Annotated in this window: 18 protein-coding genes; 11 read left to right on the top strand and 7 right to left on the bottom strand. The window is 63.8% G+C overall.

The annotated features are described in order from the left end of the window. Positions 1–43: 43 nt before the first annotated feature. Positions 44–1,171: an ATP-dependent DNA helicase gene (locus LAC81_RS11340; protein ID WP_223724867.1), complete on the top strand. Its 1,128-nt coding sequence runs from the start codon at positions 44–46 to the stop codon at positions 1,169–1,171. A gap of 24 nt (positions 1,172–1,195) precedes the next feature. Here LAC81_RS11340 and LAC81_RS11335 read toward each other — a convergent pair whose 3' ends face one another. The 3 genes from LAC81_RS11335 to LAC81_RS11325 form a co-directional block, all read right to left on the bottom strand. Further along, positions 1,196–1,870, bottom strand: coding sequence for an MnmC family methyltransferase (locus LAC81_RS11335; protein WP_223724866.1), 675 nt, complete (start codon positions 1,868–1,870; stop codon positions 1,196–1,198). A gap of 209 nt (positions 1,871–2,079) precedes the next feature. Continuing rightward, positions 2,080–2,757 (bottom strand): MerR family transcriptional regulator, encoded by a 678-nt coding sequence (locus LAC81_RS11330; protein ID WP_223724865.1) that lies wholly within the window; start codon positions 2,755–2,757, stop codon positions 2,080–2,082. A 482-nt stretch (positions 2,758–3,239) separates the two neighbouring features. Beyond that, a complete protein-coding gene (locus tag LAC81_RS11325; protein WP_328716170.1) occupies positions 3,240–4,352 on the bottom strand; it encodes a hypothetical protein in 1,113 nt (370 codons plus the stop codon). Positions 4,353–4,802: 450 nt separating this feature from the next. Here LAC81_RS11325 and LAC81_RS11320 point away from each other — a divergent pair, with 450 nt between their 5' ends. The 3 genes from LAC81_RS11320 to LAC81_RS11310 all read left to right on the top strand — a co-directional run bounded on the left by LAC81_RS11320 (position 4,803) and on the right by LAC81_RS11310 (position 7,695). Then, positions 4,803–5,555: a pyridoxine 5'-phosphate synthase gene (locus LAC81_RS11320; protein WP_223724863.1), complete on the top strand. Its 753-nt coding sequence runs from the start codon at positions 4,803–4,805 to the stop codon at positions 5,553–5,555. Positions 5,556–5,601: 46 nt separating this feature from the next. After that, a complete protein-coding gene (locus LAC81_RS11315) occupies positions 5,602–6,321 on the top strand; it encodes a histidine phosphatase family protein (RefSeq protein WP_223724862.1) in 720 nt (239 codons plus the stop codon). Between the two features lie 159 nt (positions 6,322–6,480). Then, the gene (locus LAC81_RS11310; protein ID WP_223724861.1) at positions 6,481–7,695 is read left to right on the top strand and encodes a multidrug effflux MFS transporter; all 1,215 of its coding nucleotides are present in this window, start codon (positions 6,481–6,483) and stop codon (positions 7,693–7,695) included. 98 nt (positions 7,696–7,793) lie between these two features. Here LAC81_RS11310 and LAC81_RS11305 read toward each other — a convergent pair whose 3' ends face one another. Further along, positions 7,794–8,177: a VOC family protein gene (locus LAC81_RS11305; RefSeq protein WP_223724860.1), complete on the bottom strand. Its 384-nt coding sequence runs from the start codon at positions 8,175–8,177 to the stop codon at positions 7,794–7,796. 202 nt (positions 8,178–8,379) lie between these two features. Further along, on the bottom strand, positions 8,380–9,264 hold the full coding sequence (locus tag LAC81_RS11300; protein ID WP_223724859.1) for an NmrA family NAD(P)-binding protein: 885 nt from the start codon (positions 9,262–9,264) through the stop codon (positions 8,380–8,382). A gap of 189 nt (positions 9,265–9,453) precedes the next feature. Between LAC81_RS11300 and LAC81_RS11295 the strand changes: the two genes are divergently transcribed. The 4 genes from LAC81_RS11295 to LAC81_RS11280 all read left to right on the top strand — a co-directional run bounded on the left by LAC81_RS11295 (position 9,454) and on the right by LAC81_RS11280 (position 12,423). Next, entirely contained in the window at positions 9,454–9,858 is a 405-nt protein-coding gene (locus tag LAC81_RS11295) for a winged helix-turn-helix transcriptional regulator (protein WP_113536046.1), read from the top strand. Positions 9,859–10,291: 433 nt separating this feature from the next. Continuing rightward, positions 10,292–11,572: an FAD-dependent oxidoreductase gene (locus LAC81_RS11290; RefSeq protein WP_223724858.1), complete on the top strand. Its 1,281-nt coding sequence runs from the start codon at positions 10,292–10,294 to the stop codon at positions 11,570–11,572. A 102-nt stretch (positions 11,573–11,674) separates the two neighbouring features. Continuing rightward, a complete protein-coding gene (locus tag LAC81_RS11285; RefSeq protein WP_223724857.1) occupies positions 11,675–12,055 on the top strand; it encodes a VOC family protein in 381 nt (126 codons plus the stop codon). Beyond that, positions 12,055–12,423: an NIPSNAP family protein gene (locus tag LAC81_RS11280; RefSeq protein ID WP_223724856.1), complete on the top strand. Its 369-nt coding sequence runs from the start codon at positions 12,055–12,057 to the stop codon at positions 12,421–12,423. Before LAC81_RS11285 ends, LAC81_RS11280 begins: the two co-directional genes overlap by 1 nt. 60 nt (positions 12,424–12,483) lie before the next feature. On the opposite strand, the gene LAC81_RS11275 is transcribed toward LAC81_RS11280, so the two are convergent. Next, a complete protein-coding gene (locus LAC81_RS11275) occupies positions 12,484–13,197 on the bottom strand; it encodes an aspartate/glutamate racemase family protein (protein ID WP_223724855.1) in 714 nt (237 codons plus the stop codon). A 191-nt stretch (positions 13,198–13,388) separates the two neighbouring features. On the opposite strand from LAC81_RS11275, the gene LAC81_RS11270 reads away from it, so the two are divergent. Further along, the gene (locus tag LAC81_RS11270) at positions 13,389–13,853 is read left to right on the top strand and encodes an Lrp/AsnC family transcriptional regulator (protein ID WP_113536042.1); all 465 of its coding nucleotides are present in this window, start codon (positions 13,389–13,391) and stop codon (positions 13,851–13,853) included. A gap of 6 nt (positions 13,854–13,859) precedes the next feature. After that, positions 13,860–14,462: an isochorismatase family protein gene (locus LAC81_RS11265; protein ID WP_223724854.1), complete on the top strand. Its 603-nt coding sequence runs from the start codon at positions 13,860–13,862 to the stop codon at positions 14,460–14,462. Positions 14,463–14,492: 30 nt separating this feature from the next. Here the strand turns inward: LAC81_RS11265 and LAC81_RS11260 are convergent, their stop codons facing one another. Further along, entirely contained in the window at positions 14,493–15,473 is a 981-nt protein-coding gene (locus tag LAC81_RS11260; protein ID WP_223724853.1) for a GlxA family transcriptional regulator, read from the bottom strand. 231 nt (positions 15,474–15,704) lie between these two features. On the opposite strand from LAC81_RS11260, the gene LAC81_RS11255 reads away from it, so the two are divergent. Further along, complete coding sequence (locus LAC81_RS11255) at positions 15,705–16,769, top strand: IS110 family transposase (RefSeq protein ID WP_223724852.1); 1,065 nt, start codon at positions 15,705–15,707, stop codon at positions 16,767–16,769. Positions 16,770–16,809 lie beyond the last annotated feature (40 nt).

Here is a 16,809-nt window from a genome sequence, read left to right as displayed (position 1 = left end):
ATCCGGGCTTGCTTGTGCCGCCCGAATCCTGACACTCAGCCTCATGCAATTTGCACCGCAACAGGATGAGGCCCTCAAGGCCGTTTCGCAGTGGCTGAAAGAGGGCCGCTCGCCGCTGTTCCGGCTGTTCGGCTATGCCGGCACCGGCAAGACGACGCTTGCGCGCTATTTCGCCGAACATGTCGACGGCGAGGTGCTGTTTGCCGCCTTCACCGGCAAGGCCGCGCAGGTGCTGCGCTCCAAGGGCGCAAGCAACGCCAAGACCATTCATTCGCTGATCTATCGTCCGCGCGGCGAAGAGGAAGTTTCCGACGAGGAGACCGGCAAGACCTCGATAGCGCCGATGTTTTCGATCAACCGCCAGAGCCCGGTTGCCAAGGCGGCGCTGATCATCGTCGACGAATGCTCGATGGTGGACGAGGCGCTCGGCAAGGACCTGATGAGCTTCGGCACGCCGATCCTGGTGCTCGGCGACCCCGGCCAGTTGCCGCCGGTATCGGGCGGCGGCTACTTCACCAATCAGGAGCCGGACTACCTGCTGACGGACATTCACCGCCAGGCGCGCGACAATCCGATCATCCAGCTCGCCATGCAGGTGCGCGAAGGCAAGGAGATCATGCATGGCGACTACGGCACCACGCATGTGATCGGTCGCGGCCAGGTCAACCAGGAACTGGTGCTCGAAGCCGACCAGGTGCTGGTCGGCACCAACAAGACCCGGCGGCGCTACAACCAGCGTCTGCGCGAACTCAAGGGCTTTACCAGCGACTACCCGCAATCCGGCGACAAACTCGTCTGCCTCAGGAACGACCCGGCCAAGGGCCTGCTCAACGGCTCGCTTTGGCAGGTGATGAGCTCTTCGAAGGAGACGGTGAAGCCGGGCATCAACCTGATGATCCGGCCGGAAGACGACGACATGGACCGGGGGGCTGCCAAGATCAAGCTGTTGAAGGCTGCCTTCGAGGATGTCGAGGGCGAGATTCCCTGGACGACGCGCAAGCGCTACGACGAGTTCGACTACGGCTATGCGCTGACGGTGCACAAGGCGCAGGGCTCGCAGTGGAACAATGTCGTGCTCTTCGACGAAAGCTGGGCGTTTCGCGATACGCGGGAACGCTGGCTCTATACCGCGATCACGCGGGCAGCAGAGCGGCTGACCATCGTTCGCTGACGGCTGTTACGGGGAAGGGCTGCTTCAGCGTTTGGTCGCCATCCACAACACGTGGCGGGCACCGCCACGTTTGCCGTTGGCGCGCACATTCACCTCGTCCGTGGCAAAGCCGACTTCACGCAGGCGGCGGGTAAAGGCGCTGTCCGGCGCGGACGACCAGACGGCCAGAACACCATTCGGGCGTAGCGCAGCCTGCGCGGCGCGAAGACCGGTATGGCTGTAGAGGCTGTCGTTGGAGGCGCGCGTCAGGCCATCCGGGCCGTTGTCGATATCGAGCAGGATGGCATCATAGGCCGCCTTCTTCGCGCGGATCAGCGCGCCGACGTCACCGATATGGATATCGACACGGGGGTCGTCGAGCGTGCCTTTGTGGAGTTCGGCCATCGGCCCGCGTGCCCAGTCGACCACGGCCGGCACGAGTTCGGCGACGGTCACCCGGGCATCTTCCGGCAGAACGCCGAGGGCAGCCCTGAGCGTGAACCCCATGCCGAGCCCGCCGATCAGCATGCTCATGTTTTTTCGGCCGGCGATCCGCTCGTAGGCGAGCGTCGCCAGCGCTTCTTCCGAACCGCTCAGCCGGCTGTTCATCAGTTCAGTCGAACCGAGCATGATCGAAAATTCCTGGCCGCGCTGCTTCAGGCGCAACTCGTCGCCGTCGCCGGGAATGGTTGCGCGGTCTAGCTGGATCCAGGGAAGCATCGGGGTATCTCACGTGTGTCGTTTCAGCGCCTCGTAACATGAGCGTGCCGTTGAAGACATCCCATTGTCGCCGTTCCCGCGAGAATCGCGACCCAAACGGCAGTGCGACCGGCCACCAGGAGGAACCTTGGTCGCTCTACGAGCTGCGCACAACGGCACTGCGCCGCGACGCGGTTGGGCGAGGCGTCGACCGCTGAAGGCCGCTTCGGCTACTCCGCCGTGATCATGCCGGCGATCACGGCCTTGGCGATTGCCTGGAAGCGGTTGTTGGCGCCGAACTTGCGGATGATGCCGGCTTCGAGCGTGAGGGCCGCCGCGACATCCATCTCCATCAGGCGGGCGATGCGCGGGGCCGGATAGCCTTCGGCCATGAAGGTCAGGCATTCGCTCTCTATCGGAGACAGGTGGACATGGTCATCATCGTCCGCCTCGGGGCCGCTGCCATCGCCGCTTTCGAGCAATTCGGTGATGCGCTGCATCTGGCGGCGAAGGTTCGCCTGCTGGGCCGCCAGTTCCCGGCGCCGCGCCAGGAGCGCTTCGCGAAACAACCGGTCGGCATCCGCCTGATCCTCGGTCGCGGCAAGGCCGGTCAAAAGCTCCAGGATGGCGGCGATCGGCATGTCGATCTCACGACAGGCGTTGATGACGGCCATGCGGCGGATGTGTTCTTCGTTATAAATCCGCATCGGCCCCATGCGGGCGGCGGTCAGAAGTCCCTTCTCCTCGTAGAAGTGCAGGGTGCGATGGGTGACGCCGAAGGCATCGGCCATGTCGGCAATCGCCAGCGGCGTCGTCGGGTCGTGGTGGGGAAGGGGAAGAATGGGCAGGAAGCCGCCGCGGTCAGGCGCGGCCAGCATGCCTTCGTATTTCCAGTGATCTCGCGGCATATCGATTGTCCCCGGTCTACAGGCCGCGCCTATCCAGCGCGTTGTCTCTGTAACGTTTGATTTTCCGCATATTTTGCCTGGATCGAGACCGACCCAGGGAGGCGCAGTCCACGTCCGGAAGCGGCGGCAATCACCGGGTTTCTCACAGGTGCGGATCCTTGTCCGCGTGCTGAGCCACTCGTTGACCGACAACGACAGTGCCTGCTGCTCGGCTGGGGCATCCCGCGTGGACGACGCGGCGTTACTCTGGACTTCGATGCTTGCCTGACGAGCAACCAGGCATCCATTCCCAACGCATGCGTGCACCGTATACGCGAATCGAATACATGACCAGTCTTTAATATTGTAGGCTGACGACCGCTCCCCGAATGGCCGAACCGTGGCCGTTGCCCGTCGTCGATGATCCGGAAAACATGCATCAATTCATGGTGTTACGGTGAAAATGCCGCGTCCTCGAAGACGCGGCCCGCGGGCTGACAAGGTCAGTGCCCGATTACCTTGAGCGGACTGTTGGAGCTCAGGATGAACAGCGGCTCGTCCCCGCGCAGTGGCGACAGCTGCTGCTGGCAGGACCAGGCCGCCTCGAAGGCATCGCGCGTCAGGTGCTTGCGATAGCGCTGGGTGGCGGCCATGCAGCCCATCAGCGGGCTTTCGATCTGCTCCTGGCGGGCGTGCTGGTAGATCTCGCCGTCGAGTGAAAACAGTTCCGACGCCAGCGACATGCTCTCGTAAAGCAGGTCCGGCTCCGATTCCAGCCGCTTCCAGGTGATGAAGTCCTGACGCAGGGGCACGTTCTCGCCATCATGGGAGAGGGTAACGCGGATGCCCTGTGCCGGCGCATCGTACCAGGTCACCTGCACGGTGAAGGAGAGGGCGGAATTGCGCGATACGGGGCGGCCGGTGTCGCCATCGGTGGCGCGGGCCAGCGTCTTGTGGCGCTGGGCCGCAAGGCGAAGCGCCGTGGCAAAAGACTTGGCATCGTCATTTTCGACGCCGGCTATCGTCACCTGCACCGAGGGCAGTACCCGCTCGGTCGCGTGGCGCGCGTTGAAGAGCTTTGCCTGCGCGTCGATGTCCAACGTCATCTCCTGCGAGGGCATGGGCGCGAAAAGGAGCAGCGGCAGCACGGTCAGCACCGAAAGCGGCGAGGAGAAGGGCGCCGGCGGCCAGGCGGGCCGGTGCCCGGCGAAGCGTCGCTTCGTCGGCTTCGGCTGTCGGGGCGACGCGGCGGCCTGATGCTCTTCCTCGTTGCGGGCGCGCTGGTACTCCGGAACATAGGTGCCCTTGGGAATGGCGATCCGCCATTCGTCATCGGCCCCGTCGCCCTCGTAGAAGGCCTTGAGCAGCTTGCGCAGTTTACCGGCGTGCACGCGCACGAGCGGGTCGCTGTCGGCGTTGAAGGCCTGGGGGCGGTCGAAGACGTCGATCGCGATCGAATAGCCCTTGAGCTGATGGCCTTCGCCGGCCATCTCCTTCTCGACCACATAGGAGAGGAAGGCCCTGAGGCGCTCTGAACGCGCGAAAGCCTTGCTTTCGAGGATACGGCGGAGCGCCCGCCGAATCGTCTCGTCGCAGGGTCTTTCGACCGTCATCATCGGTTCTTGCTCCAGGGTCATATGAATTAAAATCTATGAAATGCGATCGCGGCACGGGCTGGGCCATTCGATCTGATTCGGAAAGTTAAGCCCAAAAAAGGTGGTTGTCAGGGGTAGTAGACGCCAAGTTTGAGTTTTTTCTGAAATAAACCTGAAAATTGCGCCTGTTCGTCCTGTGGCAGATGGTAGCGGAGGCCCACACGGCCATTTTCGCCGCTCATGATTGAGCCTTCTCGCATATTAGAGATGGCGATTGTCAAGACTTGGTCAAGACAAAGCCGACAAACGAACCGCGCGCAAACGCCGCATCGTGCTTCTGCGACCTCGTTGGAATTGCTGCATAATCGGACCTCAAACCGTTTCTGGTTTCGGCAATTATGCAGTAGAACATTGCAACCACATTGCCTGCGTCCGGGCCGCTTCAGGGTCCGCTTTCTGGAAAGTTCAGACATGCCTGCAAAACTGTCCGTGAATCTGAATGCCGTCGCAATGCTCCGCAACCGGCGCGATCTGCCCTGGCCCTCCGTCACTGCGCTGGGCCGGATTGCGCTCGAAGCGGGGGCTGCCGGTCTTACCGTGCATCCGCGTCCCGACCAGCGCCACATCCGCTTCAGCGATCTGCAGCCGATCCGCGACCTGATCGACGGGGCGTTTCCGGAGACGGAATTCAACATGGAAGGCTATCCGAACGAGGAGTTCCTTGGCCTCGTGGAAACGCATCGGCCGGAGCAGGTGACTTTGGTGCCCGACGATCCGGCGCAGGCCACCTCCGACCACGGCTGGGACTTCCACAAGAACCACAACCTGCTGGGCAACGTCGTCGGCCGGCTGAAGAAGAAGGGCTTCCGCGTTTCGCTGTTTGCCGATGGCGACGAGGACCAGGAGGCGCTGCGCATCGCCAAGGAAACCGGCGCCGACCGCATCGAGCTCTATACCGGTCCCTATGGCGGCTGCTACGACGATCCGGAAAAGGCGGAGAAGATCGCCGGCGAACTCGGCCGTACGGCGGCGATGGCGGCCGAGCTTGGCCTCGAGGTCAATGCCGGGCACGACCTGACGGTCGCCAACCTGCCCTTGCTTGCCAGACACATTCCGAACCTTGCCGAAGTCTCGATCGGCCACGGCCTGACGGCGGATGCGCTTGAATATGGCATGGCCGAAACCGTGCGCCGCTTCCGCCGCGCCTGCGGCCAGGAAGTCTGAGGCGCACTGCGCCTCCGCATCATGACAGTCCGGCGTTCCATCGCGATTGGAGCGCCGGCAGAGTTTGGCACGGTTCAGCGCTCTTGTGCGGTGGCGCCGCGCTTTTTCGGGTACCCGTCCGCAACGCCTTGAACGCTCAGTCATGAAGGACCTCTTTGTCGTCACCCACACGGAATCCGTCCATCACCTGGAAGGCAAGGTGGGCGGTTGGTATGACACGGGCCTGACGGCGCGCGGCAGACGGGATGCGCAAGCGACCGCTGAACGCCTGGCGACTCTCGTCGGTTCGTGTGATTTGGAGATCCACAGTTCGGATCTGTTGCGCGCTGCAGAAACCGCGGCGGCGATCGCCGCGCGCCTGTCGCGGTCGGTCACGGAAACCGCCGATCTCCGGGAAATCAGCTATGGTGTCGCGGGCGGCAAGCCGCAGGCCTGGCTCGATGCGCGCTACTCCCCGGCGCCTGACGACAATCGGCTGGATCATGATTGCGGAATAGAAGGTGCGGAAACCCGACGAGATGTGGCGCTTCGCGTCTATCCTTGTGTCGAAGCGATCGTGGCGCGGCCTTGCGAAACACAGATCATCGTCACCCATGGCTTCACGCTGACGCTCGTCATCGCCGCCTGGATGCGGGTTCCGGTCGAGGCGACGGGCTTTCTCAGTTTCCCGGCGAAATCCGGCAGCATCACGCATCTGCGCCAGGATGATTTCTTCCGGAATCGGGCAGTTGTACGTCTGGCGGATGTTGCACACCTGAGCGCGTGAGCCCGCAGATATCCTGCAGCGGAGGTCGACCTTCCGGCAACGCCAGTCGCAAAACAGCTGTAAAACCCAGATTCTCGCGGTCGACCTTTCGACTGGCGCGCGCAAACCCGCGCGCGGACTGCTATAGGTCGAATCCAGATTTTCCCTTGTGTGCCGCCCATGACATCTCCCACCAGCTTCCGCGAGCGCATCGCCCTCTATGCGCTTTTGACCTCGCTCACCTCGATCAGCATCGACGCCCTGTTGCCGGCCTTGCGGCAGATCGGCGCCGACGTTGGCGTCGCGCCGCCACTCTCCACCCAGCACATCATCTCGCTTTTCATCCTCGGCATGGCGTTCGGAGAGCTGCTGCTCGGGCCGCTCTCGGACGCGATGGGGCGGAAGAGGGCCCTTGTTCTGGGGCTCGGCGTCTATGGGATCGGAACCGTGATCGCGTTTGCCGCGGGTTCGTTGGAGATGGTGATCCTTGGCCGGTTCCTGCAGGGGATCGGGGTCTCGGGGCCGAAGATTGCGACCAGGGCGATGATCCGCGACCAGTTCGAGGGGGACGCGATGGCGCGCGTCATGTCCTTCATGTTCACGCTGTTCATTCTCGTGCCGATGCTCGCGCCGACGTTGGCGCAAGGCATCATCACTCTAGCCGGCTGGCGCAGCGTCTTTGCCGTCTATCTCGGCGTGGCGGGGTTTCTCGGGCTGTGGCTGGTGATGCGACAGCCCGAAACGTTGCCGATGGACAAACGCATTCCCTTTCGGCCGCGGCTTCTGCTCGCGAATGGGCGGCGCATCCTGTCGCATCGGAGGGTGTCGCTGCTGATCGTGGCGACCGGGCTCGTCTTTGGCGCGCAGCTTCTTTATCTGAGCACGGCGGCCGACCTCTTCTTCGACGCCTATGGGATCGGCCAGACCTTCCCGCTCTATTTCGCCATGCTGGCGACGGGCATCGGGCTTGCTTCGTTCCTCAATGCCAAGCTCGTGCAGCGCTTCGGTGCGGAGGTCATGGCGCGACGGGGCTTTCTGGGGTTGGCCGCCGCAGGACTGGCGATGCTCGCGGCATCCCTCTTCTGGGGCGGGCGTCCGCCGCTGACGGTGCTGCTGATGTTGGGCTTTGCCGCCTTCTTTGCGGTCGGCGTGTTGTTCGGCAATCTCAATGCCATGGCCATGCGCTCCCTGGGGCAGGTTGCAGGGCTCGGCGCGTCGCTGATCGCCTCCGGCTCCAGCCTTGTGGCGACCGTGTTTTCGATTGTGGTGGGCGCTTTCTATGATGGCACGGCGCTCAATCTTTCGGCCGGCTTCTTTCTGGCTGGCGTCGGCGCGCTCGTGCTTGCTGAGCTTGCGCTCAGGGCCGATGCCGCGCCGGTGGAAGCCATACGGTAGGCGGTGGCAACCGCCGGGCAGGGCCACGTGACGAGCCTTCCCACACCGGCCTCGCTGATGCGGATCCTCGGTTCGTGCCCTGCCAAGGCGGCGATGCACTAACCGTTATAGACGACGGAAATCTTGTTTCCGGAGGGATCGCGCATGTAGGCGGCGTACCAGTGCGGCCCATAATGCGGCCGCGGGTTGGGGGCGCCATCATCCGTTCCGCCATTGGCCATGGCGGCTTGGTAGAAAGCGTCGACCTCCCGACGGGACTGGACCATGAAACCGACCATCGAGCCATTTCCAGCGCTCGCCGGTTCATTGTTGAAGGGTTTGCAGACCCACAACACCGGACCATTGCCGGTTCCGCCTTCGGAGTAGGCGCGCCAGTCCGGAAATTCCGTGTGCGTTTTCCAGCCGATCGTCGCCAGGGCGGCATCGTAGAAGGCATTGGACCTGGCAGAATCCAATGCGCCGACGGTCAAGTAAACGCTCATGATTTCCCCTTTTGCAGCGGTGAAGTCGGGGGGATTCATAGAACGCAAACGTGAACAAATCAAGAACAAACTGCGGCGGAGACCGCGACGAAATTGTCTCGCCGGCAGGAGCGGCGCGCGCGCCAGGCAGCAGCGGCATAGGAGAGGTCTTTCGAGAGCCCGGCGCAAACGGCCGGGCTCTTATCATCGTGGTCGCTATCACTCAGCCGGCAAGACGCGCCTTGCTCGCCTCCAGGAAGGCGCCGAGCTTCACCGGCGTCGCGCCCGTCAGCGATGTCACGTCGTTCGTCACCATGGCGATGTGGCCTTCGCGGGTGTTGGCGTCGAAGGAGACGACGATCGGGATCAGGAAGTCCGGAAGGCCGGCGCCCTTCAGGCCACCCGCAAGGGCATCGTCCGAAATGTGCACGACGCCAAGCGGCTTGCCGGTTGCCTTGGCGACGAGGGCTGCGATCTCGTCAGTCGAGCGCTGCTCGCCGCCGGTCAGAGTGTAGGTGCGGCTCTCGTTCGTGCTTGCGGCAAGCGCTGCTGCAGCGGCCTTGGCGGCATCGGCGCGGGCGATATGGGCGAGGCGGCCTTCACCCGAGGAGGAATACCATTGACCGGTTTCAAGCGCATGCGGCAGCGCCATGAACAGGTTTTCCATGTACCAGCCGTTGCGCAGGATGGTGTAGGGGATGCCGGTCGCCTTGATGGCGTTTTCGGTGCCGAGGTGGTCGGGCGCAAAGGGGATGACCGATGTCTCGGGGCTCGGCATCGAGGTGTAGAGGATGTGCTTCGCACCTGCCTTCCGTGCGGCCGCTACGGCGGCCAGATGCTGCTTCAGCCGCTTGCCCGGTTGGTCCAGCGCGTCGGTCGAAATGATCAGGATCCGGTCGGCGCCGGCAAAGGCCTTGTCGAGCGACGCCGCGTCGTCGAAATCGGCGACGCGGGCCTGAACGCCCCTGGCCGTGTAGTCGGCAAGCTTTGCTGTGTCGCGGCTGGTGGCGATGATCCGGCCCGGCTCGACGCCGGAGCCAAGAAGCTGATCGAGCACGAGCTTGCCGAGTTGGCCGGTTGCACCGGTGACGAGCAATGTATCGGACATGTCTTCCTTTTCCTCTTTCGGAATTGAGCGGCGAGATCGGGTTTGCCCACCCCGCCGGTTACGGCCGGCCGCCTGGGAGGAGGTGCTGGCCGCATGGTCTCTTTTTGAGACTTGCTCTTATCTAGTAATCTCGATAGAGCTGTAAAGGAGGCAGTTTTTTCTCTCGTGGTAACAGGAAGGGTACCGCCTATGAACAAGGTGACGGGCGAGGTGAAGGGCAAGCGCGTGGCGATCATCTGCGGCGTGCCGATGGATATGGAGAATTGCCCGGTTCGCGATGTCATGGACAATATCGGCGGCAAGTGGAATTCGTTGATGATCCTGTCGCTGGCCGACGGTCCCTTGCGCTTCTCGCAGCTTCGCCGGCTGATCCCGGACATCTCCCAGCGCATGCTGACCCAGACGCTGCGCGACCTGCAGCGCGACGGCTATCTCCAGCGCACCGTCTACCCGACCCAGCCGCCGAGCGTGGAATATGCGCTGACCGATCTCGGCCGCTCGCTGCTCGGCCTGCTCAAGCATTTCGTCGATTGGTCGGTGGAAAACCACGGAGCGATCCGCGCCGCACGCGAGGTTTATGACGCGGAGGCGTAGGCGCGTTCCTGAGGCGCTGGAGGTTGCAGGGGCAGCTCGCTCGCTCCTCTCGGGCGCCGTCATCTCTCGTTTCCTGGCGATCGTTCGCGGGAGTTGCCCCTCACCCTAACCCTCTCCCCGTAGGCGGGGAGAGGGGACGTGTCCCGCTTTTCGGTGTTGTCAAACTGAGCTGCCGTCAGGGTAACCGAGGCGCCCACTGCATAGACGAGGCGGTTGCACTTTTGCGGCAAGCGAGGATGAAGCGAGTGGATGCCGCGAGTCTTCTTCGCCCCGCTTGCGGCGAGAAGGTGGCCGGCAGGCCGGATGAGGGGGCGGTTGCGACGCGCGACGCCGTGTCCCGTCGTGCAGGCTTGCGCTAGCACCTTGATTTTCCCTATAGTTTGCCAATGAAGCGAGTCCGTTTCGCCTGATAGCGCGCCCAGCTCGAGGGATCATGAGACCATTGAACATCGGCATTGCGGGCGCCGGCCCGGCGGGGCTCGCGGCGGCGCTGATGCTGTCGCGGCAGGGGCATCGGGTGGAAATCCTCGAGCGGTTCGCCGAGGCGTCGCCGGTCGGTTCCGGCCTGATGCTGCAGCCGACGGGACTGACGGTCCTGAACGCGCTCGGCCTGTTGCAGCCGATGCTTGCGCTCGGCAGCCGGATCCACCGGCTCTATGGTGCCGATGCCAAATCCGGCCGCACGGTGCTTGATGTGCGCTACGACGCGCTGGCCGGTGGCCGCTTCGGGTTGGCGGTGCAGCGCGCTGCACTGTTCAATACGCTTCATGACGCTGTGGTCGCCGCCGACTTGCCGGTTCGCACCGGCGTCACGCTGAGCGATGTTCGCATGGCAGGCGACAAGGCCGTACTGCTGGATGAAGGGGCGCGCGAGGCGGGCGCCTATGATCTGGTGATCGACGCGAGCGGTGCGCGCTCGACGCTTTCGGCCGGCTCCACTGTCGCGCCCAAGGTGCGCGAGCTCACCTATGGTGCCTTCTGGGCGACGCTCGACAGCGACGGGCTCGTCCATGATCCCCACGCCCTGGTGCAGCGCTACGACCAGGCGAAGGTGATGATCGGGATCCTGCCGGCGGGCCGGGCTCGGGTCGGCGAAAAGGAGCGGGTCGCCTTCTTCTGGAGCCTGAGGGTCACGGACGCGGACGCCGTGCGGCAGGCCGGTCTCGACCGCTGGAAGGCGCGTATCCGCGATTACTGGCCGGATTGTGCGCCCTTGCTCGATCAGATCACCGACTGGGAGCAACTGACGCTGGCGCGCTATGCGCATCGTACGATGCGCCCGCCCGTCTCCGGCCGTATCGCCTTTGTCGGCGACAGCGCCCATTCGACCAGCCCGCAACTCGGGCAGGGGGCGAACATGGCGCTGCTCGACGTCGCAGCGCTTTCGCATGCGCTGGAGACCGCTGGCGATCTCGATGCCGCACTTGCCGCCCATGCCGCGGCACGCCGCAATCACGTCGCGCTGTTCCAGCTGCTGTCGCTCCTCTTCACGCCCTTCTACCAGTCGGACGCCACGGCTCTCGCCTGGCTGCGTGACAGGCTGGTGGCCACGGTCGCGCGCACGCCGCCGATGCAGGCGCTGCTCGCCTCGATCGTCTCAGGCACGCTGGTCGATCCGTTCAAGCCGGCGGGACTAGCCGAATGCGACTGGCCGGCGATCGGCACGCGCCCGCAGCGCCTGTCGGTCGGACCATCGAAAGCGGTGAGCGCCTAAGAGGTGGGGGGCGCAGTTTCCACCGTGAAGGTGGCCGCGAATCCTGTAGGGAGGTTTGGACGGCAGGGGTTGCCGGTCGGAATTGTGAATGCGGAGCGTGCGATGACCAACGGTGTGGCGGCAATTCTCGTGCATGTTCCGGATCCGGAAGCGGGCCTTGCCTGGTACGCCAGTGCCTTCCCCGAAGCGGAGCGGTTTCGGCTCGACGAATTCGATTTCAGCTACTTGCGGATCGGCGCCGTCGATCTCGAAATCGTCCAGGCGGACGAGAAGGTGACGAGCGGTGCTGCAGGCTCCGTCGTCTATTGGGCGGTCGACGATCTCGACCGTGCGCTTGCGCATTTCGAAGCGCTCGGCGCGCATCTGTATCGCGGGCCGATGGTGATACAGGAGGGGTACTGGATGTGCCAGGTGCGGGATCCCTGGGGCAATTGCATCGGTCTTCGCGGGGCGAGGCCTGGGCACAAGGGAGACGAAGCCTGATGGTAGAAGGTCCCGTCACCTGCGAAATTCGCTACCGGCTCGATGAAAGCCGGTTGGCGGAATTCGAGGCCTATGCCCAAACCTGGATGACCCTGATCGAGCGTCACGGCGGCAAACATCACGGCTATTTCATCCCGCGCGAAAAGCCCGAAGGCATCGCGACGAGTTTCCCCGGCGTCGGCGCGGAGGGCGGTGGTGATGTCGCCGTGGCGCTCTTCACCTTTCCGGACGAGGAGGCGTATCGGCGCTATCGCCGTGAGGTTGCTGAAGATCCGGATGGCATTGCGGCCAATGCGCGGTATGCGGATGATCCGCCTTTCCTCAGCTACGACCGCATCTTCCTGCAGCCGCTTCCAAGAGCCGAATGACCGGACGCAAGCAAAGGCGGGGTTGCGCCCTCTTTGCTTGCGCCTTTTTCGTTTTTTCGTTCAGGCAGCCCATGCCAGCGCAGGGCTCTTCAATGCGAACTCGACGGCGGCTTCCGCGTGGATCGCGGTGGAATCGAAGCCCGGCAGCGGCAGGGCGCGCGGGTCGAGGGTCAGGCAGATCTCGGTGCAGCCGAGGATGACGGAGTCGGCGCCATGGGCTTCCGCCTTGTCGATCAGGTCGATCAGCGCCCGGCGGGAAGAGCGCAGCACCTTGCCGGCGCAGAGTTCGTCGAAGATGATGTTATGGGTTAGTGCCCGGCCTTCGGCATCCGGCACCATGATGTCGATGCCGTGGCTGAGCATGCGCTCTGCATAGAAGCCGTGCTCCATGGTGTAGCGGGTGGCAAGCAGCAGCGGCCTGCGGCTGCCGGCAGCCTTCAGGCGCACGGCCGTCTCATCGATGATGTTGATCAGCGGAATGTTGACCGCCGCCTGCACTGCGTCTGCGATCAGGTGCATGGTGTTGGTGCAGATCAGCACGCAATCGGCACCGGCCGCCTCGAGACCGAGGGCGACATCGGTAAGGCGCTCGGCGGCATCGGCCCAGCGGCCGGCCTTCTGCAGGTCGACGATCGACTGGAAGTCGACGGAATGCAGCAGCACTTCGGCCGAATGCAGGCCGCCCAGGCGTTCGCGGACGGCCTCGTTGACCATGCGGTAGTAGATTGCCGAGCTCTCGAAGCTCATGCCGCCGATCAGACCAATCTTGCGCATAACCGTTCCTTTTTCACTCTGGGGCGTGCCGGGCACGCCGTTGTTCGATGGCCGGAACTATGCCGCCGAAGCCGCCGGAATGGTTCGCTTTGTTAGCGACGAAAATGCGGTTCCGCGCGAAAAATTTGCGCGCTGAATTGGATTTGTGCAAACATGGGCGGCAATGAGCGACAATGGGGGGAGGGATCGGCGTGCTTGACGAGAGAGACAGGAAGCTGCTGGCGCTGCTGCAGCAGGATGCAAGTGTCGCCGTCGGCGAATTGGCGGAAAGGGTCAATCTTTCGCTGTCGGCCTGTTCGCGGCGCATCCAGCGTCTGGAGGAGGCGGGCTACATCGCCCGGCGCATCGTCGTGCTCGATCGCGAACGCATGGGCGTGCCGACCACGGTCTTTGCGCTGATCAAGACGGCGCACCATTCGGACGAGTGGATCGAGACCTTCCGACGGGCGATCAGCGATATCCCCGAAATCGTCGAGGCGCATCGATTGACCGGGAATTACGACTATATCGTCAAGGTCGTGTTGCCGCGCGTCGAGCACTACGACGTGGTCTACAAGCAGATCGTGCGCAAGGTGGAACTCTTCGACGTCTCGGCCTCAATCTCGATGGAAATCCTGAAGAGCGGCACGGCGGTGCCGGTCGACTATGCGGAGTAGGAAGCAATGACGGGTGAGGCAAACGACGCGGGTGTGGCGAATGACGGCGACGTTGCCGATGCGCTGCTGCTGGTCGATGTCCAGCGCGCCTTCATCTCCGGGCCGGAGGCCGTGCCGGGTCATGTCGACCTCCAGCGGGCCGTTGGCGTCCTATTGAGGCAGGCGCGGGCGGCTGGCGTGCCGGTGATCTTCCTGCAGAACGATGGGCCCGAGGGTGCCCCCGACGAGCCGAAGACCGACGGCTGGGAGCTCTTCTTCCCCGCAGAGGCAGGAGAAGCGGTGGTGCGCAAGCGCAAGGACGACGGTTTCGACGGTACCGATCTCGAAGAACTGCTTCGGGCAGGGAAGGTCGAGACGATCGCGATCTGCGGCATGCTCTCCGAAATGTGCCTGGCGGCGACGGCCCGGTCGGCGATGGCGAAGGACTTCACCGTGATCCTCGCCAACGACGCGCACGCGACCTATGACGTGCCGCCCGGTCCCGGCCGTTCGCCGATGGTGCCGGCGCGTCTGGCAGCACGGGCCGCCGAATGGTCGCTGGGCGACGAGATCGTGCTGGTGGATGGTGTCGAGGACATCGCTTTTGCGGTAGCGCCTTCGTCTTCCTGAGCCTGCCGCCCGCGGCGTCGCCCCAGCGGCTCAAGATGCGCTCGGCAGGCGGCCTGGCCCGAAGCGAGCCGCGTAGTCCGAAGGCGAGATGCCCTTGCGGCGCTGAAAGGCGCGGCGCATGCGCTCGGCATTGCCGAAGCCGAAAAGGAACGGCGCTTGCGAGACGGACGCGTCGCCTCGCTGGATCGCCTCGCAGGCCGCATCGACACGCAGTTCCTCGATGAACTGCGCCGGGCTAGCACCCATCGTCTGCGTGAACAGGCGCGAGAAGTTCCGTTCGCTCATGCGCGCCATCTCCGCAAGGCGAGGCACGGAAAGGTCGGCCGCGGGATCGGAGCGGATCTCCGCCACCAGCGCATCGAAGCGGTCGCCCCGGCTCGTCATCTGCTGATGCAGGGCGGCGCTGAACTGGCGCTGGCCGCCGGTTCTTTTGACGTAAAGCACCAGGGAACGCGCCAGCCGCAGGGCCTCGCTGCGGCCGAGGTCCTCTTCGACCATGGCCAGCGCCATATCGATGCCGGCGGTGACGCCGGCGGAGGTCCAGATGCCGCGATCCTCCTCGAAGATCGAATCTTCCCGCACCTCGATTGCCGGGAAATCCCGGCGAAACTGCTCGCAGTCTTCCCAATGGGTCGTTGCCCGCCGCCCATCGAGATGGCCGCCCCGCGCGAGAATGAAGGCGCCGAGGCAGATGGAGCCGAGGCGCCTGCATTTGCCGGCCATGTCGGCGAGAAAGGCGAGCAGCGCATCCGAATTCGCTGCTTCCAGCGCGCTTTGACCGCCCGAGACGAGCAATGTGTCGGGCGGGGCCGATGCGCAAATGGAAAAAGGCCGCGTTTCAAGGGCAACGCCCGTGTCGGTGGCGATCGGCCCGCCGGTCTCGGAGACGAGCGAAATGGCATAGGCCGGCGATCCCGAGGCGGTGCGCGCGTCGTTGAAGACCTGCAGCGGGCCGGTCACGTCGATCAGCTTGGTGCGATCAAAGAGCACGAAGGCGACATTTCGGGTCATTCGATCCGGCTTGGCGTAAAACGAGGGCATATTGTCATTTATGCCAGTGCGTGCCCATGGCAGCAAGGAGGAAGCTTTCATCCGCAGCCAAAGGAGGTGGCATGAAAGAGGCCACGCCCGCTGAGAGAACGGATCATTGAGATGGCGATGATGATCGAGGGACAGTCACGCTTCCAGCCTTTCGGCTTATCCTGTTGGGGTTTTGCAGATCTCAACACGGGAGTTGGAAGCATGACTGCGTCCTATGATTACCATATCGGGGTCGACTACCACAAATCCTATAGCCACCTGGTGGTGCAGGACAGCAGCGGTAAGACGCTCAGATCCGGCCGGGTGAAGAACGACCGCCAGTCGCTGGACAGCTTTCTCGAGCGCTACCGCGAGAACAGCCATGCGGTTGTCGAGGCAACCCGCAACTGGATGGTGATGTACGACTGGCTCGACGACATTTGTGATGATGTCGTTCTCGCCCATCCGTTGAAGGTCAAGGCGATCGCCGACGCCAAGATCAAGACCGACAAGATCGACGCGACGGTGCTGGCGCATCTGCTGCGCGCCGATCTGGTGCCGGAGGCTTGGGCACCGAGCGACAAGGCCCGCGCGTTGCGTGTCGCGCTGCGCGAGCGGATGTTTTACGTGCGGCTGCGCACAATGACGAAGAACCGCATCGTCACGGTGTTTGATCGTTATCCGGAGCAGACGGCCCAGTTCAAAAAGCTCGGCGACCTGTTTGGCAAGGCCGGCCGCATCCAGCTGGCGCAGATTGAGCTCTCCGCGATCGACCGCGTCCAGATCGACCGTGGCCTCGCCTTCATCGGCGACATCGATGGGCGGATCAAGCAGTCGGAGACAACGATCCGGGCACTGACCAAGGCCAATGCCAACGTCAAGCTGTTGAAGACGATCCCCGGCATCGGCGAATTCTTCGCCCGGCTGATCGAGGCGGAGATCGACGATATATCCCGCTTTCGCAACCCGAAGAAGCTGGCCGCCTATGCGGGACTGGTGCCGTCGACCTATTCGTCTGGCGGCAAGACCTTCCACGGCAAGATCATCAAGCAGGGCAACAAGTGGCTGCGCTGGGCCTTTGTCGAGGCGGTAACGCCGGCCGTCGCCAGTGATCCTGAGCTGCGCGCCCACTACGAGCACCTGAAGATCAGAGGAACCAACAAGGCGCGCGTGGCGATTGCGCGCAAGCTTTTGACGATCGCCTTCCAGATCCTGCGTGACCAGCGCGCCTATGAGCCGCGCGGCACCCCCATGGAAAGCGCGTCGACGATATCCCGGTTGTCCTGATGTTCGTCTAGCGAGCCCGGCAGGACTGGGCTGCGCTCTT

The sequence above is a fragment of the Ensifer adhaerens genome, assembly GCF_020035535.1.
Classification (GTDB): Bacteria; Pseudomonadota; Alphaproteobacteria; order Rhizobiales; family Rhizobiaceae; genus Ensifer.
Note: the sequence above shows the minus strand (reverse complement) of the source record. Positions and strands in the feature narration are given on the sequence as shown.

Excerpts from the sequence above, each read along its gene's own strand:
- LAC81_RS11305 (WP_223724860.1), bottom strand. The coding sequence starts at position 8,177 with ATGAGCGTTTACTTGACCGTCGGCGCATTGGATTCTGCCAGGTCCAAT.
- LAC81_RS11260 (WP_223724853.1), bottom strand. The coding sequence starts at position 15,473 with ATGACCCGAAATGTCGCCTTCGTGCTCTTTGATCGCACCAAGCTGATC.
- LAC81_RS11340 (WP_223724867.1), top strand. The coding sequence starts at position 44 with ATGCAATTTGCACCGCAACAGGATGAGGCCCTCAAGGCCGTTTCGCAG.
- LAC81_RS11335 (WP_223724866.1), bottom strand. The coding sequence starts at position 1,870 with ATGCTTCCCTGGATCCAGCTAGACCGCGCAACCATTCCCGGCGACGGC.
- LAC81_RS11290 (WP_223724858.1), top strand. The coding sequence starts at position 10,292 with ATGAGACCATTGAACATCGGCATTGCGGGCGCCGGCCCGGCGGGGCTC.
- LAC81_RS11320 (WP_223724863.1), top strand. The coding sequence starts at position 4,803 with ATGCCTGCAAAACTGTCCGTGAATCTGAATGCCGTCGCAATGCTCCGC.
- LAC81_RS11295 (WP_113536046.1), top strand. The coding sequence starts at position 9,454 with ATGAACAAGGTGACGGGCGAGGTGAAGGGCAAGCGCGTGGCGATCATC.
- LAC81_RS11300 (WP_223724859.1), bottom strand. The coding sequence starts at position 9,264 with ATGTCCGATACATTGCTCGTCACCGGTGCAACCGGCCAACTCGGCAAG.
- LAC81_RS11310 (WP_223724861.1), top strand. The coding sequence starts at position 6,481 with ATGACATCTCCCACCAGCTTCCGCGAGCGCATCGCCCTCTATGCGCTT.
- LAC81_RS11285 (WP_223724857.1), top strand. The coding sequence starts at position 11,675 with ATGACCAACGGTGTGGCGGCAATTCTCGTGCATGTTCCGGATCCGGAA.
- LAC81_RS11255 (WP_223724852.1), top strand. The coding sequence starts at position 15,705 with ATGACTGCGTCCTATGATTACCATATCGGGGTCGACTACCACAAATCC.
- LAC81_RS11280 (WP_223724856.1), top strand. The coding sequence starts at position 12,055 with ATGGTAGAAGGTCCCGTCACCTGCGAAATTCGCTACCGGCTCGATGAA.
- LAC81_RS11265 (WP_223724854.1), top strand. The coding sequence starts at position 13,860 with ATGACGGGTGAGGCAAACGACGCGGGTGTGGCGAATGACGGCGACGTT.
- LAC81_RS11325 (WP_328716170.1), bottom strand. The coding sequence starts at position 4,352 with ATGATGACGGTCGAAAGACCCTGCGACGAGACGATTCGGCGGGCGCTC.
- LAC81_RS11275 (WP_223724855.1), bottom strand. The coding sequence starts at position 13,197 with ATGCGCAAGATTGGTCTGATCGGCGGCATGAGCTTCGAGAGCTCGGCA.
- LAC81_RS11330 (WP_223724865.1), bottom strand. The coding sequence starts at position 2,757 with ATGCCGCGAGATCACTGGAAATACGAAGGCATGCTGGCCGCGCCTGAC.